27 protein-coding genes are annotated in these 24,897 nt (G+C 65.8%); 13 read left to right on the forward strand and 14 right to left on the reverse strand.

Features of this window, described 5'->3' with window-relative positions; all coding sequences use genetic code 11:
- Nucleotides 1–232: 232 nt before the first annotated feature.
- Entirely contained in the window at nucleotides 233–442 is a 210-nt protein-coding gene (locus ACZ60G_RS13155; protein ID WP_465810071.1) for a hypothetical protein, read from the reverse strand.
- Nucleotides 443–1,151: 709 nt separating this feature from the next.
- On the opposite strand from ACZ60G_RS13155, the gene ACZ60G_RS13160 reads away from it, so the two are divergent.
- Nucleotides 1,152–3,134, forward strand: coding sequence for a serine/threonine-protein kinase (locus tag ACZ60G_RS13160; RefSeq protein ID WP_465810073.1), 1,983 nt, complete (start codon nucleotides 1,152–1,154; stop codon nucleotides 3,132–3,134).
- 1,017 nt (nucleotides 3,135–4,151) lie between these two features.
- Here ACZ60G_RS13160 and ACZ60G_RS13165 read toward each other — a convergent pair.
- The 3 genes from ACZ60G_RS13165 to ACZ60G_RS13175 all read right to left on the reverse strand — a co-directional run bounded on the left by ACZ60G_RS13165 (nucleotide 4,152) and on the right by ACZ60G_RS13175 (nucleotide 6,072).
- Complete coding sequence (locus tag ACZ60G_RS13165) at nucleotides 4,152–4,583, reverse strand: hypothetical protein (RefSeq protein ID WP_465810075.1); 432 nt, start codon at nucleotides 4,581–4,583, stop codon at nucleotides 4,152–4,154.
- Nucleotides 4,584–4,696: 113 nt separating this feature from the next.
- A complete protein-coding gene (locus tag ACZ60G_RS13170) occupies nucleotides 4,697–5,431 on the reverse strand; it encodes an MspA family porin (RefSeq protein ID WP_465810077.1) in 735 nt (244 codons plus the stop codon).
- 35 nt (nucleotides 5,432–5,466) lie between these two features.
- Nucleotides 5,467–6,072 carry an MspA family porin gene (locus tag ACZ60G_RS13175; RefSeq protein WP_465810079.1) on the reverse strand — a complete coding sequence of 202 codons (606 nt, stop codon included), beginning with the start codon at nucleotides 6,070–6,072 and terminating at the stop codon, nucleotides 5,467–5,469.
- A gap of 237 nt (nucleotides 6,073–6,309) precedes the next feature.
- Here ACZ60G_RS13175 and ACZ60G_RS13180 point away from each other — a divergent pair, with 237 nt between their 5' ends.
- The gene (locus ACZ60G_RS13180) at nucleotides 6,310–6,543 is read left to right on the forward strand and encodes a hypothetical protein (RefSeq protein WP_465810081.1); all 234 of its coding nucleotides are present in this window, start codon (nucleotides 6,310–6,312) and stop codon (nucleotides 6,541–6,543) included.
- 77 nt (nucleotides 6,544–6,620) lie between these two features.
- Nucleotides 6,621–7,301 carry a CPBP family intramembrane glutamic endopeptidase gene (locus ACZ60G_RS13185; RefSeq protein WP_465810083.1) on the forward strand — a complete coding sequence of 227 codons (681 nt, stop codon included), beginning with the start codon at nucleotides 6,621–6,623 and terminating at the stop codon, nucleotides 7,299–7,301.
- Nucleotides 7,302–7,364: 63 nt separating this feature from the next.
- Here the strand turns inward: ACZ60G_RS13185 and ACZ60G_RS13190 are convergent, their stop codons facing one another.
- The 3 genes from ACZ60G_RS13190 to ACZ60G_RS13200 are packed head-to-tail and all read right to left on the reverse strand — an operon-like array spanning nucleotide 7,365 to nucleotide 8,740.
- On the reverse strand, nucleotides 7,365–8,213 hold the full coding sequence (locus ACZ60G_RS13190; RefSeq protein WP_465810085.1) for a class I SAM-dependent methyltransferase: 849 nt from the start codon (nucleotides 8,211–8,213) through the stop codon (nucleotides 7,365–7,367).
- A 3-nt stretch (nucleotides 8,214–8,216) separates the two neighbouring features.
- The gene (locus ACZ60G_RS13195) at nucleotides 8,217–8,561 is read right to left on the reverse strand and encodes a VOC family protein (protein WP_465810087.1); all 345 of its coding nucleotides are present in this window, start codon (nucleotides 8,559–8,561) and stop codon (nucleotides 8,217–8,219) included.
- A complete protein-coding gene (locus tag ACZ60G_RS13200) occupies nucleotides 8,558–8,740 on the reverse strand; it encodes a ribbon-helix-helix protein, CopG family (RefSeq protein WP_063046458.1) in 183 nt (60 codons plus the stop codon). Before ACZ60G_RS13200 ends, ACZ60G_RS13195 begins: the two co-directional genes overlap by 4 nt.
- A 160-nt stretch (nucleotides 8,741–8,900) precedes the next feature.
- On the opposite strand from ACZ60G_RS13200, the gene ACZ60G_RS13205 reads away from it, so the two are divergent.
- On the forward strand, nucleotides 8,901–9,491 hold the full coding sequence (locus ACZ60G_RS13205) for a hypothetical protein (protein ID WP_465810089.1): 591 nt from the start codon (nucleotides 8,901–8,903) through the stop codon (nucleotides 9,489–9,491).
- A 6-nt stretch (nucleotides 9,492–9,497) separates the two neighbouring features.
- Here ACZ60G_RS13205 and ACZ60G_RS13210 read toward each other — a convergent pair whose 3' ends face one another.
- On the reverse strand, nucleotides 9,498–9,890 hold the full coding sequence (locus tag ACZ60G_RS13210) for a cupredoxin domain-containing protein (RefSeq protein WP_465810091.1): 393 nt from the start codon (nucleotides 9,888–9,890) through the stop codon (nucleotides 9,498–9,500).
- A gap of 164 nt (nucleotides 9,891–10,054) precedes the next feature.
- On the opposite strand from ACZ60G_RS13210, the gene ACZ60G_RS13215 reads away from it, so the two are divergent.
- From ACZ60G_RS13215 to ACZ60G_RS13225, 3 genes are read left to right on the forward strand one after another with little or no spacing between them, the layout of a single operon-like run.
- Complete coding sequence (locus tag ACZ60G_RS13215; RefSeq protein WP_465810093.1) at nucleotides 10,055–10,243, forward strand: hypothetical protein; 189 nt, start codon at nucleotides 10,055–10,057, stop codon at nucleotides 10,241–10,243.
- Nucleotides 10,244–10,259: 16 nt separating this feature from the next.
- Complete coding sequence (locus ACZ60G_RS13220) at nucleotides 10,260–11,309, forward strand: ArsR/SmtB family transcription factor (protein ID WP_465810095.1); 1,050 nt, start codon at nucleotides 10,260–10,262, stop codon at nucleotides 11,307–11,309.
- Nucleotides 11,310–11,333: 24 nt separating this feature from the next.
- Nucleotides 11,334–11,936 carry a SanA/YdcF family protein gene (locus tag ACZ60G_RS13225; RefSeq protein WP_465810097.1) on the forward strand — a complete coding sequence of 201 codons (603 nt, stop codon included), beginning with the start codon at nucleotides 11,334–11,336 and terminating at the stop codon, nucleotides 11,934–11,936.
- A 13-nt stretch (nucleotides 11,937–11,949) separates the two neighbouring features.
- Here the strand turns inward: ACZ60G_RS13225 and ACZ60G_RS13230 are convergent, their stop codons facing one another.
- Nucleotides 11,950–12,417, reverse strand: a complete 468-nt coding sequence (locus tag ACZ60G_RS13230) for a hypothetical protein (protein WP_465810099.1) — start codon at nucleotides 12,415–12,417, stop codon at nucleotides 11,950–11,952.
- A 196-nt stretch (nucleotides 12,418–12,613) separates the two neighbouring features.
- On the opposite strand from ACZ60G_RS13230, the gene ACZ60G_RS13235 reads away from it, so the two are divergent.
- The gene (locus tag ACZ60G_RS13235; RefSeq protein ID WP_465810101.1) at nucleotides 12,614–13,489 is read left to right on the forward strand and encodes a cytochrome P450 family protein; all 876 of its coding nucleotides are present in this window, start codon (nucleotides 12,614–12,616) and stop codon (nucleotides 13,487–13,489) included.
- Nucleotides 13,486–13,845 (forward strand): cytochrome P450, encoded by a 360-nt coding sequence (locus ACZ60G_RS13240; RefSeq protein WP_465810103.1) that lies wholly within the window; start codon nucleotides 13,486–13,488, stop codon nucleotides 13,843–13,845. The genes ACZ60G_RS13235 and ACZ60G_RS13240 overlap by 4 nt, the downstream gene beginning before the upstream one ends.
- 5 nt (nucleotides 13,846–13,850) lie before the next feature.
- On the opposite strand, the gene ACZ60G_RS13245 is transcribed toward ACZ60G_RS13240, so the two are convergent.
- Nucleotides 13,851–14,381, reverse strand: coding sequence for a phenolic acid decarboxylase (locus ACZ60G_RS13245; protein ID WP_063046467.1), 531 nt, complete (start codon nucleotides 14,379–14,381; stop codon nucleotides 13,851–13,853).
- A 103-nt stretch (nucleotides 14,382–14,484) separates the two neighbouring features.
- Nucleotides 14,485–15,366 (reverse strand): LysR family transcriptional regulator, encoded by an 882-nt coding sequence (locus ACZ60G_RS13250; protein ID WP_465810105.1) that lies wholly within the window; start codon nucleotides 15,364–15,366, stop codon nucleotides 14,485–14,487.
- 129 nt (nucleotides 15,367–15,495) lie between these two features.
- On the opposite strand from ACZ60G_RS13250, the gene ACZ60G_RS13255 reads away from it, so the two are divergent.
- Together ACZ60G_RS13255 and ACZ60G_RS13260 are read left to right on the forward strand one after the other, a co-directional pair.
- Nucleotides 15,496–16,839: an MFS transporter gene (locus tag ACZ60G_RS13255; RefSeq protein WP_465810107.1), complete on the forward strand. Its 1,344-nt coding sequence runs from the start codon at nucleotides 15,496–15,498 to the stop codon at nucleotides 16,837–16,839.
- 136 nt (nucleotides 16,840–16,975) lie between these two features.
- The gene (locus tag ACZ60G_RS13260; protein ID WP_465810109.1) at nucleotides 16,976–17,929 is read left to right on the forward strand and encodes a DNA polymerase domain-containing protein; all 954 of its coding nucleotides are present in this window, start codon (nucleotides 16,976–16,978) and stop codon (nucleotides 17,927–17,929) included.
- A gap of 4 nt (nucleotides 17,930–17,933) precedes the next feature.
- Here the strand turns inward: ACZ60G_RS13260 and ACZ60G_RS13265 are convergent, their stop codons facing one another.
- Nucleotides 17,934–18,959, reverse strand: coding sequence for a DUF4389 domain-containing protein (locus ACZ60G_RS13265; RefSeq protein WP_465810111.1), 1,026 nt, complete (start codon nucleotides 18,957–18,959; stop codon nucleotides 17,934–17,936).
- A gap of 299 nt (nucleotides 18,960–19,258) precedes the next feature.
- On the opposite strand from ACZ60G_RS13265, the gene ACZ60G_RS13270 reads away from it, so the two are divergent.
- Nucleotides 19,259–20,476 (forward strand): ATP-grasp domain-containing protein, encoded by a 1,218-nt coding sequence (locus ACZ60G_RS13270; protein ID WP_465810113.1) that lies wholly within the window; start codon nucleotides 19,259–19,261, stop codon nucleotides 20,474–20,476.
- Nucleotides 20,477–20,492: 16 nt separating this feature from the next.
- Nucleotides 20,493–21,725 carry an MFS transporter gene (locus ACZ60G_RS13275; RefSeq protein ID WP_465810115.1) on the forward strand — a complete coding sequence of 411 codons (1,233 nt, stop codon included), beginning with the start codon at nucleotides 20,493–20,495 and terminating at the stop codon, nucleotides 21,723–21,725.
- Between the two features lie 4 nt (nucleotides 21,726–21,729).
- On the opposite strand, the gene ACZ60G_RS13280 is transcribed toward ACZ60G_RS13275, so the two are convergent.
- Nucleotides 21,730–23,766, reverse strand: coding sequence for a LuxR C-terminal-related transcriptional regulator (locus tag ACZ60G_RS13280; RefSeq protein ID WP_465810117.1), 2,037 nt, complete (start codon nucleotides 23,764–23,766; stop codon nucleotides 21,730–21,732).
- Nucleotides 23,767–23,985: 219 nt separating this feature from the next.
- Entirely contained in the window at nucleotides 23,986–24,897 is a 912-nt protein-coding gene (locus tag ACZ60G_RS13285) for a beta-ketoacyl-[acyl-carrier-protein] synthase family protein (RefSeq protein WP_465810119.1), read from the reverse strand.

Below are 24,897 nucleotides of genomic sequence, written 5' to 3' on the forward strand. Positions count from 1 at the left end.
TCCCACCCCCGAATCGGCTGGTGAACAACACTTCCGGCTCTGTGGCGACGGCCATCCGGTGTCACCCATGGTGATTTCGGCGGCGGCTCTTTCCTGTCCGGGGCGATCCGGAACCGGCCGACGATCATGTCCATGGTGCCGCCCGTCCCGCCGACCACCATGGAGCGAAGGTGACCGAGGCCGCCGATCCACCGAGCGCGGGCGCCTATGACGCGGGCCTGGCGCCCCGACATCATTCGCTGCTCGCGGCGGTGCATATGCAGCCATCCATGTCGGTCTCATTCATGGTGGACGGGCCGTCGACAAGGAACCGGGGGCGCGGTATCGCGTCGCGCAGCGGACCGTCCCGTTGTACAACCGCGGTGAAATCGGCGCCGACCAGCAGTGATGTGTCGTCACCCAGGGCGGGAGATGTTGCCCCAGGGGTGAAAACGATCGCCACCTATGGTGGCTATTCGGGACGAGCGCCGACGCCGAAGATTCTTGTCAAGGCTGCTACCAACGAAGCGGCAGACCCCACCCATCGCGCGCCGATACACGAACCAGCTTCCCAGGAGTTCATGAATGCCGTCCACCGTTGTCGCGGATGTTCGCGACCGAGCCGATGCCTACCGCGCTACACCTTTCTCCCCGAGGTGGGCCGCGAACTGGTCGTGGAGGCGGTGAACTACCGTGCACTCGACTCCGACGCACGGGCGGTGGCGGTCCGGCCACCGTGCCGTCCGGAGGCCGATCGGGCGGGGCCGTTGCCGTATCCGCCCGGACGTGAGTTCCTGCGAGCGTGCTTCGCTCGCCCGCACACCGGAGCGATCGCAGTGCCGGCCGCGTGCCGCACGCTCCGTGCCGCATGCAGCGCACCAAATCCTCCAGGAGAGTCCGTGGCACGAGACGGTGCCCCGATCAGGAGTGAGTCCTCAGTATTCGCTGGATGCGTCGGCTGGAGAGCCTGTCGATACCCGAGCAGACGTAGCACGCCGGCAAATACGGTCGGACTACAATGTGAAGGGGCATAGATCGTGTGGCAGTGGGGTCGCACTTTCGCCGAAGGGGCCGAGGCCGCATCGTCCAGCTGGCAAGTCGACAATGTTCAAGCGCCGATTCTCGATTCTGACCAACCCGCGCAGATTACCGGCAACGCAGGCGGGGCAGTCGTGACCAACCTGCGGCCGCCACTGATGCCAGGGTCGACGTTCGGGAAATATCGCCTGCGGCGGCTGATCGGTTCCGGCGGGATGGGCCGGGTATTCGAGGCACTCGACACCACCAAGGGCCGGGTGGTCGCGGTGAAAGTGCTGCCCGAACAGCTGGCCGACGACCCGGTCTACCGGGCCCGGTTCCGGCGCGAATCCCACATCGCCGCGCTGCTGCAGGAGCCCCACGTCATTCCGATTCACGACTACGGCGAGATCGACGGGCTGCTCTACATCGACATGCGACTCGTGCAAGGCGAAAGCCTCCGCACCGTATTGAAAACCCACGGCCCGCTGCCGCCCGAGCAAGCTGTCTCGGTGATCAGCCAGATCGCAGCCGGACTCGACGCCGCACACCACGACGGCCTGATCCATCGTGACATCAAGCCGGACAATATCCTGCTCACTCACGACGGGTTCGCCTACCTGGCCGACTTCGGCCTGGCCAACACGAACACCGACGAACGCCTGACCCAGACCGGATCGGCGATCGGCTCGTTCAACTACATGGCACCCGAACGTTTCCGAGCGGGCCCGGCCACCCCGGCTGTCGACGTGTATGCCTTGGCGTGCGTGTTGCACGAATGCCTGACCGGCACCCGCCCTTACTCGACCGACGGCGGCGACGCCGCCGTCATGCGGGCCCACATGATCGAACTTCCACCCCGAACGAGCAGCTACGCACCGGGAATCCCGGTCGCGATCGACGCTGTCGTCGCGCGCGGCATGGCGAAGTCGGCCGATGAACGCTACGCCAGCGCCGGCGAACTGGCCGCCGCCGCCCACGCCGCATTTGCACCGTCTACCCGCGACGCCGAAGACGATAGTCCCCTCGCCGTATTCGAATACGATCCCACCGTCGCGGCGCATCCCGCACCCCGGGTGACCTCCACACCCGAGGCGAGATCCGTCCCGGCGCTCCGGCGCCGGCCACGCCGCCTCTGGATCGCTGCTGCTGCCGCCGTCGCGGCCCTCGCGGCCGTCGGAGCCTGGCCGCTGCTCCACAAGCCGGCACCACCGACCTCGGAGACAGCGAAATCCGACTTCACCGACGACGACATCACCCTGCTGAAGAACGTGCAAGACCCGTACAACCGCAGCGTCTGTCGTCACCAGCCCCCACAGGCGATTCTGGGGGAGAAAGCCTATCTCACCTGCACCGAGATTCCCGAAATCCGCACGCCCAGAGCGGAGTTCCACCTGTTCCCCAACGCCGAGGCGCTAGACAAGGCCTATCACGTCGTAGCGTTACAGGGAGCGTTACAGACCAGCAACTGTCCGGACGATCCCCCCGGCCGCGACGGCCCCGCGACGAGAGACGGCAGGCAGGTCGGGCGGACGGCTTGCTTCACGGATCCCACGACGACACCACCGACCTCGGGGGTGATCCAAACCGATGACGCGGCCATGAGCATGGCGGTTTTCTCCTTCCCCGAGTCGGTGGGCGGCAGCGCCCAGTTGTACTGGGCACTGCACGACACGGGAGAGGGTAATTCGCTATTCCTGACTACTCCGAGGGACCCGGACGTCCTCACACAGGCCGACAACGATCTGCTCACCAAACTGCCCAAGGCCTACGACCGACGATACTGTCGACACGAGTCACCCGTGAGCGATGCGACCGCCGCCGTTCTATGCTTCGGCAACGAGTCCGGTGCGCCGACAGCAAGGTTTTTCCAATTTCCCAACCATCCGATCGCGACCCAGTTTTTCGATGGTGTCATGAGGAAGTCCGGCGGGCGCGCGTGCGACGGTGCGTCGAATCGAAATGGCACGACCTTCAGCCGGTTCACCTGCATCATCGCTCCCGTGTCGACGCTCGTTGCGTTGGATCAGAGCAGCGACATCGCCATCCGACTCGTATCCGTCGGTCCCGATTCCCCCTCGAACCGTCCCAAGACCGAACAGGCGTTGTTCGATTGGTTCAAAAAGAACCTGCTGTAGACGCCGAAGTCTCCGCCGCGTCGGCAAACCAGCGTAGAACCATCTTCGCCGCCCGGTAGGGAATTGAGTCAGCAGTCGAAGCGAGGGCACCGAAGCATCGGCGGATGCCCGTCGCCATGGCCGTGGCTTTGCGCGGCGACATCGAACGACGACGCGGAAGCCGCCGGTAGCGACAGTGGCATCGACATCCCCAAGACGCTGGGGCCGAACAGCATGAGTCCACCGGTAAGGGTCAGCGACAACAGGATGCGGCGAGAAGACAGAAACTGAACAGCAAGAGGCATCTGCATCACTTCCCTGGGGCGCGGTATCGATCGCGACGTGGACAGGGTCAATTCTCGTCTGTGAACGGATCGCGCGACACCCACCCCAGGGTGAAACCCGCACCTCCCTGACCGGCTGGCCGAGTGGATTTTCGGTCAACAGGGCCACTCCCGCTGTGACCGATTTGATGGTTACGCCGAACGCCGTACGGGGTCCGTGGTCCCCCGGCTGAAGACAAAGCCACCATCTCGGCGACGTCGTCGCGGAGATGGTGGCTGTGCATCAGAACTCGATCAACTTTGTTGGCGCTGGTACCCTCGTGCACCCTCGAGAGGTTTCGCCCACGGAGCGTGTTTCGGGCTAGCCGACAGCTGGTGCGAGGTCACCGCCGATTCGCGCTTCTGATAGGAAATCTGGGAGCGAGACGGACAGGCGGGCACTGATTTCGGTCAACCCGGACATCAACGCTTGTGCTGGTTCGGTGCCGGTCGTTTGGATGATGATCGGGGCGGGCTGTAGGCCCTCGATCCGTAGTCGACAAAAGTAGTCCGCGTCAGGTTTCGAAAAAGGCTGCGGCGCGTCGACCGTCACAAGTATCGATCGGCCGCTTCGCTGAATCCTCCTGATTACCAAAGCCTTTCCAAATCCGACAGTCATAGCGAGATAGTATGGCCTGGGGCGTATTCGGCCGAATACTGCGGGCGTGTCCGAGAACCAGGCGCGTCCTTACCGATGACCGCAGGCCGACATTCGCTAACCCTGGTAGGGGTGGTTGGTGAACTGGACCGCACCGGCCTCCGGGAGGTGGGCCGCGTTGACGGTCACGGTGCCAACGAAGTTGTCGTGGCCGGGGCTGAACAGGGCCGAGTAGCCGCTGTTGCCCCAGAAGCCGGGGCCGTTGGCATGCGCGGTGAAGCTGCCGGTTTCGCCGGTATCCACATTGCGGTAGTTCAGGGTGATGTCGAGTGAACACTGGCCGACGCCGATCATCTGGGCGGTCACGGTGAAGGCGGCCATGCCCGGGTAGGCGTTGCCGTTGACCGACGAGTCGACGATCGCGACGCACGGGCCGTTGGTCAGCGAGTAGATTGTCGCGAACTTGCCGCCGCTCGAGTCCGCGGAAGCTGGTGCGGCCGTGGCGGTTACGGCCGCCGCGGTCATCGCGGCGAGGGACAAAGCAGTCACGGACCGGATCGAACGCATCATTACCCCCAGTGGTTGATGGTGGTCATGCCGACGTTATGCCGTGCGACGGTACCAGTCTTCCCGTCATCCCATGACCGTTCCGCGCGATGAGATCAGCCGAGGCTGAAGGGTTGGCCCCACAGGGTTTCGGAGTCGTCCATGACGTTGTCGTGCACGGTGACCGTGGTGTAGGCGCGTGCTTCGGCGGCGCCTGCACAGCCCTCTAAGGACAGTGTGTGGTCCACGTACTGGGTGATGCCCGATGTGCCGGTGAAGGTGTAGTCCTCGATTTCCTTGGTGGCCACCTTGCCGGGCTTCAACTGAACGCTCAGGGAGGGGTCGGCATAGGGCGAGATCCCTGAGTCGCCTGCGGTGCCACCGGCATATCCGCCCGCGGTGACGCCGCCGTTGCCCCCGCCGCCACCACCGTCGCCGTTGTTGCCGCCGTTGTCGGCACCTGCGGGCGCGTCGGTTTTCGGCTGGGGCGGCGGCGTATCGCCGCTGCCGTCCGCGTGCGTGCCACTGCCGAGATCGACCTGGCAGCCAACGAGGTAACCGGTTTCGATCCGACCGCCGCTGACGGTGATATCGGCGGGCACGGTGATGTGCACGGATGTCACGCCGGAAACCCACGCGTTGCGGGACAGTGGGCTCGCGGCCATCGACCCGGAGATCGTCGCGTGTTCACCGGTGCGGTCGACCGCGACGACAAGGCCATCGCGAGTGGTGAGCTGGTCGTGGCCATCAGGGAGGGGTATCGAGGTATCGGCTTGTGCCGCACCGGATGTCACCAGTACGAGGGGTAGGAAAACGCACGTCATTATCGCCGCGCCCAGTGAACGGCGCATCGCGCTGTTCCTCTCGTTCAATCGCATCACGCCACTCATCCGACGCTGAACGGGTCGCCGTACAAGGTTACTTCGGCCGACCCCTGGTCGTTGGTCACTGTCAGGGCGCTGAACGCGCGCGCCTGCGCGTATCCGCCGCACCCACTCAACTGGATGCCACGATTGCGGTAGGCGATGCCGACGGCACCCGCCGTGGGATCGAGCTTCTTGGCGCCGAATTTCACCACCGCGACGCCACCGGGCACCAGTTTGATACTCGGGGTCAATTCCGGCGACACCGAGCCGGGCGACATGTAGACATCACCGCCGAGTGACAGCCCGCCGGACAGATCTACCTGGCAGCCGATCAGATAACCGGTCTCCAAACTGCCCGCCGTCGCGCCCGGAGCCGTGGCGTACGCGGTCGCCGACAGCTGCGCCGTGCGTGACATGCCGTTGGCGGCGAGGGACTGGGAGATGATCGCGGTCTCACCGGTCCTGGTCAGATCCACCGGAATCCCCGTCGCCGTCGTCAAGGCCTGCTCGCCGTCGGGCAGCGGCACCACCGTATCCGCATGCGCGAACCCAACTCCGAGCATCAGCACCGCCAACCCGACGCTGATACCGGCCGACCACCGGCCGACGCCATCGATCACCCTCATCGAACCCCATCCTCAACTGCTGGCAGCTACCGGAGAACCTCGCACGCAAACCTGAGCGTCGGCTGGGAATCAGCAGTGTGGTTGCTGTCGAATCCCGCCCCTCGGCCGATCGGGGCGTGCGCGCTCATAGCTGGCTCCTAACTTGCTCCCATTTTCGACAGAGGTTGGGCCGCAACGATTCTCGCGTCGGGGCGGCAGGGATCGGCCCGACGGATCCAGAAACCCGGGAGGAAACGTATGGGAGTCAAGTCGAAGCTGGTCACGGCGGCTGCGGCGGGCGTCGTGGTGTTCGGTGCACTGGGTGTCGGGGCCGGTGTCGCGAGCGCTGATCAGTCGCAGGGACCGGTAGCGGGACAGCAGTGTCCGCCGCCGCCCGGCGATCACCAGGGTCCGCCGCCCGGCGACCAGCAGGGTCCGCCGCCCGGGGACCCGCAGGGTCCGCCGCCCGGATGTCCCGCGCCCGGACAGTGATCCGCAGCCCTATGTCCGCCAGGGCATAGGGCATTTTCAGGCGGGCGTGCCCGCGTCATCACAACTATGGTGTGGGCGTGCGGATTCGACGCTGGCGGCGCGTATACCTGGGCGCCGAATACGCGGCACTGTTCTTCGGCGGAACGACCGCGTACAACGCGGTATTACGAGGTAGACCGCCGATTCCCGCGCTGCTCGCATTGGCGGTCGGCGTAACCGGTTACCTGCGACGTTCCTCGGACTTCGACCGCGCGGCGCTCTGGCGCTCCGAGGCGATTCACCAGCAAGCGCGCCCCATGGCGGCGCTGGCAGGTTCGAACGCGCTGGCGCTCACCGCGGCGGTCGCGGTGCTGCGGCGGGACAATCTGTTCGAGCTGCCGCGCCGAAATCCCTGGCTGTGGCTGGCAGTCATGGTGTTGTATCCCGTGCTCAGCGTGTACCCGCAGGAACTGATCTTCCGTTCGTTCCTGTTCCACCGGTACGCTCCGGTCTTCGGCGACGGCGTCGGGCTGGTGGCCGCGAGCGCGATCGCATTCGGCTACGTGCACATCATCTTCGGCAGTTGGCTCTCGGTCGTGCTGAGCGGTGTCGGCGGCTGGATCTTCGCCACGCGGTATTTGCGGACGCGATCGCTGTTCACCGCGTCCGTCGAGCATTCGGTGTACGGAATGCTCATCTTCACAGTCGGTTTGGGGCAGTACTTCTATCACGGTGCCGCTCCGGCGGCGCGCATCCAACGTTCAGGCGCGGCTGTGTAGGGCCTCGATAACGGTGCGCGCCGCATACATCCGGGACAGCGTGCGAAGGTTTCTGACGAGTCGCTAAGTGGTCGCGACCAGGAACTGCTCCGCGCTCGGGGGACGCAGGCCGTCCGTTCTGTCGGCGAAGTAGCGCTGGGTGAGGGTGGATGTCGAAATGTGTTGTGCCGATGCGAAACCCGCTGCCTCGGCCAACTCGATCAGTTCATCGGGACTGAACAGGCTGAGGAATGGAACTCCGCTTGCTCGCGCGGCGTTCTCGACGGCCTGACGTATCGCGCGTTCCTCGGCGTCCAGCAGGTCCAGTGGGAGTTGGAAGGTCATGGCCAAGGTGGAGCCGGGTGCGAGGGTCGAGATCCGCTGCAGTGTCTGGACATTCGCTTCGCGTGTGAGGTACATGGAGACGCCGGTTTCGGCGACCACCGCGGGACGCGACGGGTCGAAGTCCGCGGAAATGAGCCGGTCCCACCAGGATTCGGCCTCGAAATCGACCGGGACCAGCCGCAGCCACTGCGGAATTCCGTAGCCGAGTTCGGCCAAGCGCTGCCGCTTCCATGCCTGCGGGCCGGGCTGGTCTACCTCGAATACGGTTAGGCCGGAGGCGATTTCGGGACGGCGCTGAGCGAAGGTGTCGAGTCCGGCACCCAGGATGACGTACTGATCGACGCCGCGTGCCGCCTGCTCGACCACCAGATCCTCGACGAAACGAGCGCGCGCCACGACGCACGCGCGTGAGAGGCTGGTCGTCTCGGGATTCATATCCCCGCGGGCGCGCCATCCGGCGGCGGGGTCGATCAGTCGCAGCCCGATCTCGTCCTCGAGCACATGCGGCGCCGGATCGATCTCGACGTGCAAGGCGCGCCACAGCGCGACGCGCTCCGCCGTGCTCTCGGGGCCGATGACCTGTTGCATGGTTCAGCCGACCTTTCCGACCTGCAGATTCCAGACCCGGCCGTCCGGATCGCGCACCGTCATTTCCTTTGTCCCGTAATGGGTTTCCTCGAATGGCGTGACCACCTCGACGTCATCGCTCGGCCGGAACGTATCCGGTTCGGTCACCGTAAGCACGAGCTGCGTCTGTGGGGTCTGACTGCGCGGGATCTCGGCGATGAATACATACGGACCATCACCATTGCGGAACAGTCCGGAGTTGTGGTCGGTGGTGAATTCGGGTTCGAAACCGAGCGCCTGAAAGAACCGCGCGGCCTTGCCCCAATTGTGCGTCTCGACGAAAACGCCTTCGATGCCCTGCGTCGTCATATCGTCTCTCCTTCTTGCGCCCGCGGCTGCTGATCGTGGGTGTCGTCGAGGTATCCGCGCAGTGCCTCCGCGACCAGTGCCGACAGCGACATGCCGGACTCGATCGCCCGGAACTTGACCTGCTTGATCAACCCCACCGGCAAATACACGTTGAACTGCTTCACATCCTCGTCGCCCACCTCTCGATGCTAGCATCCTAGGAAGCTAGTGACAAGATCATCATGCGCTGGTGGCGGCAATTGTCGAGAGGCGTGCCCAGCCGAGGCATGGTGATCTTGATCAGACGCCGGAATGTGGGGGCATTCGGCGGGCCGCGGGGCGGCGCGATAACTTGAGCGGGTGATCAAGAGTTCGGTATCCACGACGGCGGGGGCATGGCGGGCAGGTGACGGCGTCCCGGTGACGTTGCGGGAGGCGACGGTGGCATGGGCCGTTGCCGCACATGCGGAGCTGTCCGAGATCGCCACGGGGTACGGGAACTTCATCACTGTCGATGAGCTGGCCGAGCGGGTGCAGGAGGCGTCCGGGGTGCAGACGGGTGCGCCGACGCGGATGTGGATGGAGGCGATCCTGCGCAAGGTCGCGCGCCGTTGTCATAACGCGGGCGAACCGCCGCTGACCTCGCTGTGCGTGCAGGAGAACCACACCGTCGGCGACACCTACAAGTACGTGCTGGAACTCGCCGGACTGCCGGTTCCGAAGGACCTCGAGTTGCACGCCTCTTACGCCAGGTGGCAGTGCTACGAGCACCACGGCGCCGCCATGCCTGCCGAGCTGAGCGCCCCGCCGCTAACTCCCAAGGTGGCGGGCCGCCGCTCGGCGAGCACCACCACCACGCAGGAGGCCAAGTCCGAGCCTGCCCGGGTGGCCGTGTGCGACCAATGCTTCATTCAGCTGCCTGCCAGCGGGACCTGCCAGTACTGCGTATAGGAGGCGTCAGGGCGCAACGGACTTCCGGACGCTCAGTGCGCCATCCATGTTCGCGTGATATCGGCAGTAGAAGGGGTGCGAGCCGACTTCGTCGGGTGCGGTGAAAGTGATGGTCTGGCCCGGGCCGATCTCGTGATCGAAGAGGCCGGGGCGTTTGCTGGTGATGCTGTGTTTCACCGAATCGAGGTTGACCACGGTGAGCACCGCGCCCGGCGTGATCGGGGGCGTGCCGGTGTAGTTCTGATGGTCGATGGTGATGGTGACGGCGGGTATCGGGGCCGGGCCCGATGACGTCGGCGGGGCGATTTCCTCCGACGTGCCGCACCCTGCCGCCCACGCGACGGTGAGCAAACCGATCGCGATCCGATGTCGCCATGGGGCGGTTCGAGTGCTGTTCACCTAGACCGGCTGCCCACAATTCGAGCAGTCATGCTCAAAAGCTATAACAAGTTGGCCAGGTAGCTGAAGCATGCTCGACGGTGTTTAGGCCACGGCCGAAACATGGTGGGGGTACCGCACACTGATTCCTAGGCTGCTGAACAGTGCGGATTCAGGAGTCGGCGATGGTGGACGAAGTAGTGGCGCGGCCCGTATGGCCGGTGCTGGGACGGCTGAACGTCGGTGCGGTGGTGGCCGGGCGGTGGAAACGGTGGTGGCCGAACGGGCTGCGCTGGACGGCGACATCGGCGGCCACGGATCAGCTGCTGCGCGTGGATCCGGTCCTCGCGGTGATGGTGCGAGGTCCGCGGTGATCGCGGGTACCGTGAGGTGCCTGAGCACGACGATGCGGGGCAGCGTATGAAGCGGATCCACTGCACACCAGACGATCTGACGCGGATCCGGATCGGGGCACCACTCGGTGCGATGGGCGAAACGGTGCTGGCCACCCGGGTGGTGCAGCGCACCGACGCGCCGCTGTACGACGGCTGGCGCGGGCAGGTGCGGCGCGCGATGCCGGACAACTTCGGCGTGCTCGCGGATATCTTCCCCGGCGTGCATCACTTCGTCGACCTCATCACACCGACCCGGGGTGCGCGGTCGATGTCGGCCGGAATCGAGGCATTGCATCTGGCCTCCCGAGACGAACTCCGCCGCGAGGTGGAGCATGCCGATCGCCAGCGCGCGCTGACCGAGCACCCGCTCCCCGCGTGGACGCGGAAGCTGTACGACCGCGACAACGCTGCTCGCCGCGATGTCGGGCTCGCCGTGGAGGCATTCCATGCGGTGGCATTCGCCGGTCGGTGGGCGCATATGCAGTCGTATCTCGAGGTGGCGGCCGAGCGGATGGCCCGCACCATTGCCACTGAGGGCGTCGAACGGCTCTTCGCCGGACTGGCGCCCTTCGCGCGGTGGCGGGCGCCCGCCTTGGAGGTGCTCACCCCGATCGAATGCCACGACGAACATCTCGACGGACGCGGCCTGATCATCATTCCCTCGCTATTCATCTGGCCCGGACCGAAGTTGCTGAAATCAACTATGGATAAGGACGCGCCGATGACGCTGGTGGTCCCGGTGCTGCGCGATATCACTGATTTCGCCACGGCATGGGGTCCGCGTGCGACCAACGAAGCGCTCACCGGGCTCCTCGGCCGGACGCGCGCGGCCGCACTGCAGGAGATCGCCGAGGGTTGCACGACGACCGAACTCGCACGCCGACTGGGTGTTTCACCCGCGACGGCCAGTGAACACGCATCGATACTGCGCGAGGCCGGGCTCGTCGAAAGCTGGCGGCATCGCAATTCGATGCGGCATCAGGCGACGACATTGGGTATCGCATTGCTCGACGGTGATCTCGACGGTGGCGTGCGCATCGCTTAGTCCCGCGCCAGTATCGTCGGGCGGGTGCAGCTCATAACCGACCGGAAGACAGTGCTCCGAGTGGGTGGCGGTCTGGTCGCCGGATCGGCGCTGGTCGTCGCGGGTGCCAATATCCGATTGTGGCTGGTATCGGCCGGATATCGGTCCGGACCCGCGGTCGCCCCGACGGTTCCGGTGGTGATCGTGCCGGGCGCGAAGGTCGGGCCCGATGGTGCGCCGATGGCCTATATGCGCGGACGACTCGACGTCGCGATCGAACTGCTGCGGGCCGGAAAGGTACGTGAGATTCTCGTATCCGGTGATGCGGCGGGCACATCCGGCGACGAAATCGCTTCGATGACAAAGTATCTCGCGGACCACGGCATCGATCCGGCGGTGGTGCACTGCGATGGCGAAGGCTTGTCGACCCGAGCGACGTGCGAACGAGCCAAGGATTTGTTCGGCATCGACCGCGCCATCATCGTCACGCAATACCAGCATCTGCCACGGGCGGTCGCATTGTGCCGCGGCGCGGGCATCGATGGCTACGGTGTTGTCGCATATTGTAAGTGCAGGCGAAAAACCCTTGTGCGCAACACTATTCGTGAATGGTTGGCTGCGCCCAAGGCGGTCGCCGCACTGATCTGACGCTGATCAGAGCCTACCGAGGGTCTGGAAGCGCGGGATCCATCGGATCGACCGGACCACCGGGATTCGGGATCGGCGGCGGTCGCATCGGATCCGGCTGTGGCCGAGGATCGGGGATCGGCGGTTCCGGTGTCGGTCCGGGCTGCGGTGGTCTCGGATCCGGCGAGGGGCCGGGTACCGGCTCGGGACCGGGCTCTGGTGGTATCGGATCCGGCGAGGGCCCGGGTACCGGCTCGGGTCCGGGCACCGGCGGTCTCGGATCCGGCGAGGGGCCGGGTACCGGCTCGGGACCAGGCCTCGGCGGAATCGGCTGCGGCGCCGGACCAGGGACCGGCTCCGGTTCCGGATATGGTTCGGGCCCCGGCACCGGTTCGGGCATGGGTTTCGGCGGCACCGGATCCGGGATCGGTGTCGGTGGTACCGGGTCCGGAATCGGCGTCGGCGGGATCGGACTCGGATTCGGTGGCACGGGACGAGTCATGCGCATACCTCCTCGGCACAGCGGTACCCATCCGATTGCGGGTGAATCAGCCCACGGATCCCAAGCGCGGCGACCAACCCGCGCACCGAAGTGTTCCGTTCCCCGGACCGGACGACTACGCTCGATCGGACGATCGAAACCGCTTGATGGGCTGCGGGTTTGAGGCACCAGCCCAACGGGCTGGAGGGGGTATCTCGTGCAGCAGGTTTGTCCGCACGGCGCGCAGCCGATCGCTATCGACCCGATGGTCGGTGATCTCGCGGGCGAGACCAATCGGCTACGTGCGGCCGGTCCGCTCGCACGAATCGATCTACTCGGCGTGCCTGCCTGGACCGTCACCGAATACGCCACCGCCAGGCAGTTGCTCACCGATTCTCGGCTGGTCAAAGACATCAATTCCTGGGCGCTGTGGACCTCGGGGACGGTGACACGGGAATGGCCGCTCATCGGCATGATCGATACCGGACGGTCCATGTTCACCGTGGACGGTGTCGAACATCGGCGGCTGCGCAACAAGACCATGCAGGCGCTGACGCCGCGTCGGCTGGACGCACTGCGTCCGGCGATCGTGCGGCTCACCACCGAACTACTGGACGACCTGGAGCGAACAGGCCGCGACGGCGTGGTCGACCTCGAGACCGAATTCGCCTATCCGCTGCCGATGCGGGTCATCGGTGAGCTGATGGGCGTCGACCGTGCCGATCACGCGATGCTGCTGACCTGGTACAAGGCGTTCTTCTCGGTCCTCACCCCGCAGGACGAGCGGTTGCGGGTGATCGATGAATTGGATGCCTATTTCACCGATCTGGTGCGCAAGAAGACGGTCAAGCCGACCGACGATCTCACCACCGCGCTCATCTTCGCCGCCGACGGCGGTGCGCCGCTGACCGAGAAGGAGGTCGTCGGCAATCTGAAGGCGCTCGTCGCGGCGGGACACGAGACGACCGTCGGACTTCTGCTCAACACCGTCCGCGCCCTGCTGGGCCGCCCGGAGCAATTGCGCGCAATCCGCGACGGTGACTTCGGCTGGCAGCAGGCGATCGAGGAAACGCTGCGCTGGGACACCCGGTGACCCATCTGCTCATGCGCTTCGCCACCGAGGACATCACCGTCGGCGACACCGTGATAGAGCGCGGCGAGGGTGTGGTCATGTCCTATCGCGCCATCGGCCGCGATACCGCGGTGCACGGCGGCGATGCCGACGATTTCGATATCACCCGCCCAACGGTCAATCGCCATCTGGCCTTCGGCCATGGTCCGCATATCTGCCCGGGTGCGGCACTGTCCAGGGTGGAGGCCGGGATCGGTCTGCCCGCGCTGTTCGAGCGTTTTCCCAAGCTGCGATTCGCGGTGCCGGTCGAGGAGATCCGCAATCTACCGGTGCTCACCCAGAACGACCTGGCCGCATTTCCGGTGTACCTCGCCTGATGTGCTCAGTTGGTTCGCGCGGCGTATCCGAGCGGCAGCTTATGCGGCGGACAGTTGATCACCGTATCGTCATCGAGATCCCGGGTTTCCAGGAAGGTGATGCGCCCGGACGACGCGACCAGGGTCAGCGGATAGGTCGGTCCCTTCTCTCGGTCGGCGATGATCGCGTCGAGATTGTCCTCGCATCGGGTGAGGGTGCTTTCGGGATAGTCGAGCATCCATTGCGGGTAGGAGATCGTGGTGTGCACCCGACGATCGCCGAGCCAGATGATGAGCACGGTGGTGGTTCCCGTCGGCTCCACCCAGGCGATCTTGTACAGATCGTCGTTGAGCTGGACCAGCTTCGCCGCCTGATTCTTGGACCAGCGCCCGAACATCGGCCCCATCAGACATCGCGATTCGATCGTCTGCGGACCCCGCACGTACAACTCGAATTTCCAGCCGTTCTCATAGGCGTAGATGAGATGTTTGCCGACAATTCCGGAGAGATCGCCGGTTAGTGCCGAGACCGTGATCGCTGACTGCTGCGCGCTCATCGGTAACTCCTCTCGGTCGACCAACGCGGTCGGGACCTGCGTCTTTGTCGTCAGCCTAATCACTGGCATGAGCATTGCGAGCGGTTTGCCGGGAACGGCGCAATCATGTCCGCACGGCCGCGTAGAGGACCTCGCGCATTCCGGGCAGTGATTCCTGATCCGCGCGCCACACCAGCCGCAGACTCAGATCGGGCACCGGGAAGTCCAAGCGGACGAGTGTGCCGTGCGCGAGGCCATCGGCGACCGCGAACTCCGGCAGCAGGGATATGACGAGTCCGTGTTCGGCCCAGGCCCGCATGACCGGAACCGCACCGGCCTTCACTCGCCGCGGGCCCGAGCCGAGCACCTTTTCACTAGCCATCCAGAACGAACATTCGGGCACATTGACCAGCAGTCGTTCATCGATGAGGTCGGCAGGCGTCAGACCGGACCGCGCCGTCAGCGGATGCGTCGGCGCGGCGACCAGGGCCAGCGGCACCGGATCCAGGTCGAGGAAGGCCAGCGGTTCGGCGGGGGCCGGGAAACCCAGATCACCAACGGCGCCACCGGAATCCAGCAGCAGTGCCGCATCGAGATCGCCGCCGGCCACATCGGCGAGCAGGCCGTCGCGGGCCCGATCCGAGCGCACCTCGACCTCGATATCGGGCCGTCGCTCGGCCAGTCTGGCCAGTACCTGCGGCACATACGCGCCCGCGAGAGTTTCCAGCGCCCCGAGTCGCAGCACCGGCCGATCCTCCCGCACGTCACGCACCGCCTGCTCGGCCTGTTCGAGCAGCCGCCGCGCCCAGCCGGTGAGCCGCTGACCCGCCGGCGTGAGCCGCATGCCCTTGGGGTCGCGCACGAAAAGGGCCACTCCGAGCGCGGTTTCGAGAGTGCGGATCTGCTGGGACACCGATGACGGCGCGAGCTCGAGCGCGATCGCGGCCTCGGTGACCGTGCGGTGGCGCACCACGGCCTCGAAGGTCCGCAGCTGACGTAACTCCATGGCCTGGCCAACAGCGACGCAGCATTCGGATATTCCGAATGCGGCATGCGCCGGGGCCGGTGGAGCCGTCGTGCCCGTCCGGCGAGAGTCGATCGGGTCATCAAACGAGCCGAGGAGCTGTTGCATCGGATGAGCATTCTGCAATCGCGGGCGAGTACGTCCGCCGCGTCGACCAGGGCACTGCTGGGGATATCCCTCGGGTATTTCATGGTGCTGTTGGATATGACGGTGCTTTCGGTCGCCGAGCCGAATCTGGCGGCGTCCCTGCACACCTCGGTCGCCGGTCTGCAATGGGCGACCACCGGCTATACCGTCGCCTTCGCCGCACTGCTGCTCTCGGCGGGCGCGGTCGCCGATCGCCATGGTGCGCCTCGGGTATTCCGTTTCGGCACAGTGGCTTTCGGATTGGTCTCGCTGCTGAGTGCCTTCGCGCCGAACCTGTGGGTGCTGGTCGCGCTGCGGGTGCTGTTGGGTGTCGCGGCGGCAGCGTGCGTGCCCGCATCGATGGCGATGATCACCCAGCTCTATCCGGATCCGGGGCGCCGCGCCCGTGCGATTTCGACGTGGGCGGCGATCAGTGGCGCGGCGGTCGCGGCGGGGCCGATCGTGGGTGGCGCACTGGTCGGGCTGGCCGGGTGGCGGTCGATATTCGTCGTCAATGTTCCCATCGCGATGGTCGTATTGACGCTGAGCATGGGATCCGCGGTGACCTGCGCGCGCGGTGATCGCCGCATCGACTGGGCGGCACAGTTGACCGCGGCCGTCGCTCTGGCGCTGGGCACCGATGCGCTGATCGCGGCGGGTGCGCAGTCGTTGGGGCACACGGCGTGGTCGCTGAGCGGCGCGGTGCTGGCGGCGATCATCTTCATCTATCTCGAACGACGCAGTGCCACACCGGTATTGAATCGGGAACTGTTGCGCGCGGGCCGAGTGCGGGCCGGGCTGCTGGTGGGTGCGGCGGTGAATTTCGCACTCACCGGGGCACTGTTCGTCCTGCCGTTGCTGCTGCAGCGACACCTGAATCCGCTGCAGACCGGGCTCGCCTTCCTGCCGCTCACCGTGCCGTTCGCCGTCATCCCGCCGCTCGCGGGCAAACTCGTGGCTCGCGTGGGACCGCGGCGACCGATCCTGACCGGGCTCGCCCTGCTCGCGGCGGGCGGTGTGGTGCTGGCCGCGGCGGTGTTCTCGGGCCTCGGTTATCCGATGCTGGCGGTCGGTCTGCTGTTGTCGGGATTCGGTGTCGCCTTTGCCCTTCCGGCGCTCGTGGCCGCCATTGTCAACGTGGCGCCCCCGGGAACCGCGGGCGCGGTGGGCGGTCTGCTCAACGCCGTCCGACAAGTTGGCGCGACCCTCGGTGTCGCGATCATGGGTGCGCTCGTCACCCCTGGTATCGGCTGGTCCTTGCTGACCTCCGCAGCGGTCTGTGCACTCGCCTGCATCGTCTTCGGTTACCACCGCACCGCCGAATCCTGACGTCCCGAAGCGGAGTGCGGCCACGAAGTACAGTGTCGAATGGACGCTGAGGTCTGAACGTGTTCAAGGGGGTACATGGCGCGAGCTCATGTAGGGATGGTTGACCAGGCGCGGTTCAGCGGTGCATGGTTGGCCGATGACCGGCGAAGAGGTCCGTGCGGGTGTAAAGCTGACCAATCTCGACGCACCACTGTTCGACGGTGCCGACGCGACGAAGCGTGATCTGATCGACTATCTCGAATTCGTCGGTGATCGGCTGGTCGGGCAACTGCGCGACCGTCCGCTCTCGGTGGTGCGCATCCGGCCTGGCCAGGAACCGTTCATGCAGAAGAACCTGCCGAAGTACACCCCGGACTGGGTACGTCGGGTGACGGTGTGGGCCGAGACATCCAAACGCGAAGTGACCTACGCCCTCTGCGATGACGTGCCCACATTGCTGTGGTTCGGCAATCAGCGCGCGGTCGAATATCACCCGACCCTGCTGCTGGCCGATCACACCGCGGGCCCGACCCACCTGATCCTGGATCTCGATCCACCCGAGGGCGGCCCCTTCCGGCAGGTCGTACTCGCCGCCGAACTGATCAGGCAGGCGCTCGCCGATGACGGACTCGCGGGAGCGGTGAAAACCAGCGGCGCAAAGGGTGTGCACGTCTTCGTGCCGATCCAGCCGCGCATTCCGATCGAGGATGTCGCCGCCGCCACCCGGGCGATCGCGGCCAGGGCCGAACGCATCGATCCGGATCTGGCCACCACCGCATTCATCCGCGAGGACCGCGCGGGCAAGGTTTTCCTGGATTCGACGCGCGCGGGCGGCGCGACCGTCGTCGCGGCCTACAGCCCGCGCGTGCGTCCGGGTGTGCCGGTGTCCTTCCCGATCGAATGGGCACAACTGGCCGATATCAGTCCGGGCGACTTCACCGTGCGCACCGCACCGAAGCAACTGGGCGATCGGGATCCGTGGGCGCGGGAAATGCCCGCGCCGCAGGCCTTGCCCGCTGATCTCATCGAGGAGGGGCACACCATCCCGGTGGCCCGGGTCCAAGCGATGCACGAGGGCAAGCGCCGGGCCCGGGCCCGCAGGCAGAGTTAGCTTTTCAGTGCTCGATGACGGTGCGGAAGTGCGCCGCCCCGTCGGTGATCGCGTCGACGGTGACCAGAGCCCGGAATTCGACGCCGTCATCGGTGACCGTGCAGACCTCCGTCGCGCCGATATCGGCGTCGAGGGAGTTGGGGCAATGTACGTCCTGCGCGGTGTGCCCGGTCTGGTCGGTGAAGTCGATGGCGACCCGCCGGGCGAGCTGTGAACTGGAGATCGCATACATGTCGTCGTCGTCATTGCCCCAGCCCACCGAGGTTTGGGCGAAGCTGCCGACAATGCCGACGATAAGCATGACGATCAACAGCGTCCGGCCGCCGCTGGAGAGCACCAGCGGGCGGGTCGGCGACTGAGCAGGTTCGGGCTCACCCGTCACCCGAGCACCACCCGCCATCGAATCGCCTGTATAAATCGGACCGGATGGGGGCGCCTGCTTATCGCCGAAAACGCCCTTCAGGTACGTCGGGGTCAGCAGGTACGCGTAGGCGGACACCCGCATTTCGATGCGCAGCACCGCCGAAGTGGCCTCGAAGATCGCGCGCGGCATCCGCCCGGTGATCAGGACGATCAGCCACAGAATGAACGAGATGATCCCCCAGCCGGTGGTGAACCAGCCCGACAGCACCAGGATCGGGAAGGCCAGGATGAGCCGGAACAGCACGGCGAGCCGGTTCAACGGCGTGGGCGCGGGGAACAGCAGGCGGATCGGATAGTCCGGCGCGGTCCAGGCGAACGGCGGGTAGTCGTCGACCAGCAACATAGCGTAGCCGTGCACCCGCACGGTGTATTCGTAATACCCGCGCAGGAACTCACCGCACCAGTCGGGCAATCGGCCGAGCACCAGCGCACCGAACCAGCCGCAGACGATCACCACGAAAGCGGCGATGCTCAGGAACCAGAGCACGATCAGCTGGGGTATGGCCAACAGCAGTCGCAGCAGAACGGTCCAGCGGCGGTGTTGCTCCGGCGGAAAGACATCCAGTTCGACCAATGGTTCGCTACTGGTCGGTGATCCTTCTTTCATTACCACGGCGACCCACTCACTTCCTTCGTCCAGCGGAATTGTCCAGAACTCGGATGAGTGAGATCGAATGTAGCCTGCGGATTGCCGATAGATCGGTAACCGCGCCGACCGAGCCGGACCGCGGTGCGACGAGCTCTCTGTTAAGGGATCTTAAATAACCGTATCCGGACAGGCGCAGCCGATGGGCACGGCGCACAATTCCGTTGTCGGAGAGAACAATCCACTCCCGACGGTTCGGGTCCTCAGTGGATCTGGTGAGACAGTTGTCAGCGGAGGAACCAGTGCCCCCACATGTGACCGTGATTCATAGAGTGCGCGGTGTCGACGTCCCCTACTTGGAGCGTATCGACCACAATGCCAATACCGTCACCTACGTTTGCGCGAAGGATCTGATCGACGGAATTCCGCGGCATGCGGCTGCCGCCGTCGAATTACTCGAAGATATGGCGAACGCGCCAGATGCTGTGCACGCGCTCGCGGCTCGATTCGGAAAGCCGGACCGCATTGTCGCGCTGCACGAATTCGATTTGCTGACCGCGGCCCAGTTGCGGAGGGAATTCGATATCGCGGGTGACAGTCCGGAGTATGTGCTCCCGTTTCGCGACAAACTGGTGATGGGTGCGACGGTCGCCACCGCGGGCGTGCCGACTCCCGCCTTCACCCACGTCGGCGATGTCGAATCGATCATGGACTTCGCCGCAGCACACGGCTTTCCGCTCATCGTCAAACCCCGTCTCGGTGCCGGGAGCAAGGACGTCATCCGGCTGAATTCCATCGATGATTGCCCGGCATTGCCCGACCTGAGCGCGGAACCTTTTCTCGTACAACGTTTCTGCCCGGACGAGGTCGGTGCCGTCGACGGCGTGTGGACCGGCAGTGAGCTCGGTCCGTGGCGGGCTTCACAGTATCTCGGCAACTGTCTCGAATTCGCCAATGGTGGTACAACTCTCGGTTATGTCGAGCTCGACGATCCGGAATTGCTCGAGCCGCTGGCGAGCTTCGCCGAGGCTGTGCTCACCGCGCTCAGCGCCGACGTACCGACGGTTTTCCACCTCGAATTCTTCCTCGGTCACGACGGTGCCGCGCCGCGCATCCAGTTCCTCGAAGTGGCCGCGCGGGCCACGGGTGGCGAAACCACACATCTGTGGCGCGAGGTGCACGGATACGACCTGCTCGGTGCGGCGGTCGATATCCAACTGGGCCGGATTCCCGACGCCGATCCGCTCGGTGATGAATCGGTAGTCGGTGAGTTGCTGATCCACCCGCCGGTGGCCCCACCGTGCACCGTGGTGGACATCCAGTTCCACGTACCGCAGCAGCATGCGCCGTATCATGTCTCGGCCCCGCAGCCGGGGACGACCATCACCCAGACATTCGGCTATGCCGATATCGGTGCCGCATTCCGTTTCCGGGGCAACTCCACGGTGGAGGTCATCGACTCACTGCGACGCACCGCGGCCGGATTCCGGATGGATTGCGTGGCATACGATCCGGCCGCCGACCCGGCCGTCGCCTGAGTCGCGGGAACCGATCGTGTCACGGTTCTCGGTTGCCCTGCCGCCGGTCGGCCCGCAGCGTGTGCTGACGCTGATCGCGGCGGCATCCGCCGTCTTCAGCGGAATCTATCTATCCACCGTCGTCCTCTACTTCACCCGGATCGTGCACATCTCGCCGATGCAGGTCGGCATCGGCCTCAGCGTCGCCGGGGCCGTATCCATCGCCGTCTCGATACTGGCAGGAAAGCTGTCGGATCGACGCGGCCCGCTGGGTGTGCTGCGGGTCAGTCTGATCCTTGCGGCCTGCGGCACCCTCGGCTTTCTCACGGTCGGTGAATTCGCGTGGTATCTGGTCGTCATTCCGGCCACGGCGGCCGCGCAGACCTGTGTGCAGCTGATGATCTCGACGATCATCACCCGCGTCGTCACCGATCGAGCCAATGAATTCCGCGCCTACATCCGTTCGATTCTGAATGTGGGCATCGCTATCGGCATCGGCCTATCCGCGGTTGCCGTGCAATGGGATTCGGCGAATTTCTATCACGCGGCCATCGTCATCGGCGCTGGCTGTGCTGCCGGGGCCGCCCTCATGGTCGAGCGGCTGCCGGCCTTGGGGCCGGTGGCGGTGGAGTCCGGTGCGCCAGGACAGCGCTGGGCGGTGCTGCGTGATCGGCCGTATCTGCTGCTCACCGTGTTGGATGGGGTGCTGTCGCTGCAGTACCGGATTCAGTCGGTCGCCATTCCACTGTGGATCATCGGTGCGACGACGGCGCCGCGGTGGTCGATCGCCGCGATCGACATGCTCAATATCTTCATCGTGGTGTTCTTCCAGGTCCGCGCGAGCCGCAGCATCGATACCGCCCGCGCGGGCGGTGCCGCGCTGCGGCGCGCCGGGTGGGCATTCCTGCTGGCCTGCATTGTGCTGGCGGCGGCCGAAGGCCAGTCCGGCTGGCTCGCGGTGCTTATCCTCGCCAGTGGCGCGGCGGTCTTGAGCGTCGGTGAATTGTGGCAGACGGCTGGCGGTTTCGAGGTCTCGAATGCCTTGGCGCCGCCGGCGGCCATCGGTGAGTATCTCGGCGTATTCGGCACCGGGCTCCGATTGGCCGATGCGCTCGGTCCGGTCTTGCTGACCTGGTTGTGCATCGGGATCGGAGTCGCGGGCTGGTATCTCGCGGGACTGATCATGCTGGCCGCCGGTCTGCTCGCACCGGTGATCGTCGCGAAGGCGGAGTCGAGGCGGGAACGGTGTGTCCTCGTGGCAGCATCGTAGGCCGCTACCCGGTGGCCGAGACCGCGGTATCAGCCGGACCGATCGGTAGGACGAAATACAGCTCGCTGCGCCGGGCCACCCCGAGTTTGCGATAGACGCGGGTGAGATGTTGTTCGACGGTGCTGGTGGTGATGGCGAGTTTGTCGGCGATCTCGCGATTGGCCTTGCCGCGGGCCGCCAGCTCCGCCACCCGGCGTTCGGCGGGGCTCAGCGTCGCGAGCCCACCCGGAATCTGGCGCAGTGCGGGCATGGGTTGGGTCGGCTGTGTCGCGGTTTGAGGTTTGCCGTCGAGCAGATCGCGCAGTACCTCGGCGCCGCAGGTTTCGGCGATACGCGCCGCGTCGCGGATCAGTGTGCGAGATCGCTCGTGATCGCCGACGCTGCGGTGTGCCTTGCCGAGTTCGCTGAGAGCTGTGGCCAATTCGACATCGTCACCGCCGGTGCGGGCGATGGCGGCCGACTCACGCAGTAAGCGGAAGGCTTGATAGCGATCGCTGGTTGTGGCGAGCAGCCGCAGTGCGACGCCACCGGAGCGGTGCCGGTCCGCGGTGCCGAGCAATTCGAGATGTCTGGTCGCGAATTCCTGTGCCTGCCGGTGCTCGCCGAGCGCGAGATGGGCGGCGGCAATGTCATTGCGCCACGGCACCAGCCAGGGGAAGTCCATATTCCACCGGTCCATGAGGTAGCCGCAGCGGCGGAAACTGCGCAATGCCTCGTCGGCGCGGCCCGCCGCGAGGTAATGGTGGCCCTGCGCCTGAAGGTACGGCAGGCCGAAGCGCGATTCGAAAATCGTTCGGGGCACCGCCCTTTCGAGCTGGGTTGCGGCCTCGCCATGCCGACCGGCGATGGTCAGCGCGTGCACCATTGTGGCGATCGGCGTGCCGATCCAGAGGCCGAGGTGTTCGGCGGGTACGTAATTCAGTGCCAGCGCCGCATCGCTGATCGCCTCGCGAATGTTGCCCTTGCGCAGCATGGTTTCCGCGCGCAGTCCGGCGAAGATCGACTGCCAGGTCGGGGCGCGGCGGGCATCGGCCTCGGCGAGCAGCGATTCGCACCAGGCCGCCGCGGTATCGAGCCGATTGCTGTAGATCAGGCAGTGCACCGCCGCGACCAGGGTCTCGATCGTGGTCGAGGTGAGGCGATGGCTGGTGAGCAAACGCTGCGCGAGCGTGGCGATCTCGTCGAGCGGATGGGTGAACAGGCCGGTGAGCAGATCCGCGCCGTGGCGATGCGGTGAATGCTGGTCGGTGCGTACCTTGGGCGGCCGCGCCGGGGCCGCGAAGAGTCGCGGATGACGTTGGACGTGCGGGGGATAGGAGTACCGCAGCCAGGCGCGCAGGAAGTCGGTCTCCGGCGTCGCCGCGTCCGGTTCGCCGCTGTTCAATTGGCCGAGAGCGTGATCGGCCTGCTGCACCTGCCCGTGCCACAGCAGATACCTGATGGCGGCGGGCAATTCGTGATATGGCACCCGGCCCGCGCGCAACGCTGCCTTCAACCGGGTGAACTGGCGCGAGCGGGTCGACGGATTGATCCGCCATTCCAGGCAGACCAGCCGGATCGCGATGGTGGCCCGCTCGCCCGCGTCCCGGGTGGCGCGATAGGCCAACTCCAGCCGATCGACCGCCGGTTCGATCTGGTCATTGGTTATCGCATCCTCGGCGGCGGTGCGCAGTACATCGACGGCCCACGGGTAGCCGACGGCACCGGCCTCGACCAGGTGGTCGGCGACGGTGTTCGCCGGAAAACCCCGATGGTGCAGCAGTTCCGCGGCCCGCCCGTGCAACTTCTGCCGGACCTGGTCGGGGGTGTTGCGCAAAATCCGCTCACCGACCTCCGGATGTTCGAAACGCGCGGTTTCGGCGAGTTGCCGGACGACGGCCCGCACCGCGGCCTCGTCCACCTCCAGCAGCTCGGCGACCAGGCCGACCGTGCTCGCGGTGCCGAGCACGGCCATGGCCTGACCGACCCGGGATTTGGCGAAATCGGCCCACTGGTCGCGATGCGCTGGGTTGACGCTGTGTGGCGGGACAGGCTGACACATACTCTGAGCCCTTCGTCGAGGTGGTGAGCCCGACTGAGGGAGAGCACCATCGAAAACGAGCAGCTCGGGTGCACTGAGGATGCGGCATCGTCGCAGCGGGAAGGACGCGTCCACGCGCCCGATGATCCAGCCGGTGAACACAGGTTAATTCGCCCGCCCGATCCTGTCACGACAACTGATCACACCTACCTGATATGAGGTGTTTCAATGCCTTTCGTGTCATTGACTCCCGGCGTGCGCGAATGCGTGCTGGTGGTAGGCCAGACATGCGGCCGAGGTGTCGTCGGCGGCCAGGAAAAGCACAGTGCGTGCCGCGTCGAGAGCACCGCTGTCGCGCGCGCTCACGTACGCATGCACCGGGGCCGCGGAGTACGGATTGTCTACCGAGGGATCGACGCCGACGACCGATTCCGGCGTGCATCCGAGCGCCGCCGCCAGGCGGGCACGGAAGGCAAGGGTCCAGGTAGGTGCCAGCAGCACCGCGCGGCCCTCGGCGAAATCGGCGACGTCCAGTCCTTCGGCGGTCAGGCAGTCGCGCACGGCCACCGCGGCCAATTCGACCAGATCCGCGGCACCGGCCCGGGTGCTCATGGCCGAGCGGCCGTTCGCGCCGGCCTCGCCCATCGCGACCCACGCGGTCGGATCGGCGGGCCCGGTGGTATCGGTGGTGTGCAGCCCACCGAATCCGCCTGCGGTGCCGGATGTTCCGAGCAGGATCGCCGCCGCGCTGGTGCTGTAGGGGAAGCCGTCGACATGACGCTCGGTCGACGGGTGCGTATCACCGGCGACCAGCAGCGCATACGACATATCGCCGCCGACCAGGAAGCATTCGGCGGTCGCGATCGCGTGTAGTAGTCCGGTCCCGCCGTTCATCAGGTCGAAGGAGAATGCGGGCACCCGGCCGGGGGCATATTCCAGGCCGATGCCGACACGCTTCTGGATCAGCGCCGATACCGCGGGTTCGGAGATGTTCTGATCGCGGAAGACCCCGGCATTGATCAGCATTCCGACCTGCTCCGGGGCAATGCCCGCCTGCTCGAGGCAGGAGGTGGCCGCGCGCGTCGCTAGATCGAAATAGCTGCCGGTATCGAGATCGGCATTGATGGCGGCCGCGAGGATGGTGGTCGGCAT

It is taken from the genome of Nocardia sp. NPDC102475, assembly GCF_055584605.1.

Bases quoted from the DNA above. Each gene is read 5' to 3' on its own strand.
- ACZ60G_RS13170 (WP_465810077.1), bottom strand. From the start codon at position 5,431: ATGCGCCGTTCACTGGGCGCGGCGATAATGACGTGCGTTTTCCTACCC.
- ACZ60G_RS13260 (WP_465810109.1), top strand. From the start codon at position 16,976: ATGACCGGCGAAGAGGTCCGTGCGGGTGTAAAGCTGACCAATCTCGAC.
- ACZ60G_RS13255 (WP_465810107.1), top strand. From the start codon at position 15,496: ATGAGCATTCTGCAATCGCGGGCGAGTACGTCCGCCGCGTCGACCAGG.
- ACZ60G_RS13215 (WP_465810093.1), top strand. From the start codon at position 10,055: ATGGTGGACGAAGTAGTGGCGCGGCCCGTATGGCCGGTGCTGGGACGG.
- ACZ60G_RS13195 (WP_465810087.1), bottom strand. From the start codon at position 8,561: ATGACGACGCAGGGCATCGAAGGCGTTTTCGTCGAGACGCACAATTGG.
- ACZ60G_RS13285 (WP_465810119.1), bottom strand. From the start codon at position 24,897: ATGCCGACCACCATCCTCGCGGCCGCCATCAATGCCGATCTCGATACC.
- ACZ60G_RS13190 (WP_465810085.1), bottom strand. From the start codon at position 8,213: ATGCAACAGGTCATCGGCCCCGAGAGCACGGCGGAGCGCGTCGCGCTG.
- ACZ60G_RS13280 (WP_465810117.1), bottom strand. From the start codon at position 23,766: ATGTGTCAGCCTGTCCCGCCACACAGCGTCAACCCAGCGCATCGCGAC.
- ACZ60G_RS13180 (WP_465810081.1), top strand. From the start codon at position 6,310: ATGGGAGTCAAGTCGAAGCTGGTCACGGCGGCTGCGGCGGGCGTCGTG.
- ACZ60G_RS13265 (WP_465810111.1), bottom strand. From the start codon at position 18,959: ATGAAAGAAGGATCACCGACCAGTAGCGAACCATTGGTCGAACTGGAT.
- ACZ60G_RS13245 (WP_063046467.1), bottom strand. From the start codon at position 14,381: ATGAGCGCGCAGCAGTCAGCGATCACGGTCTCGGCACTAACCGGCGAT.
- ACZ60G_RS13230 (WP_465810099.1), bottom strand. From the start codon at position 12,417: ATGACTCGTCCCGTGCCACCGAATCCGAGTCCGATCCCGCCGACGCCG.
- ACZ60G_RS13175 (WP_465810079.1), bottom strand. From the start codon at position 6,072: ATGAGGGTGATCGATGGCGTCGGCCGGTGGTCGGCCGGTATCAGCGTC.
- ACZ60G_RS13250 (WP_465810105.1), bottom strand. From the start codon at position 15,366: ATGGAGTTACGTCAGCTGCGGACCTTCGAGGCCGTGGTGCGCCACCGC.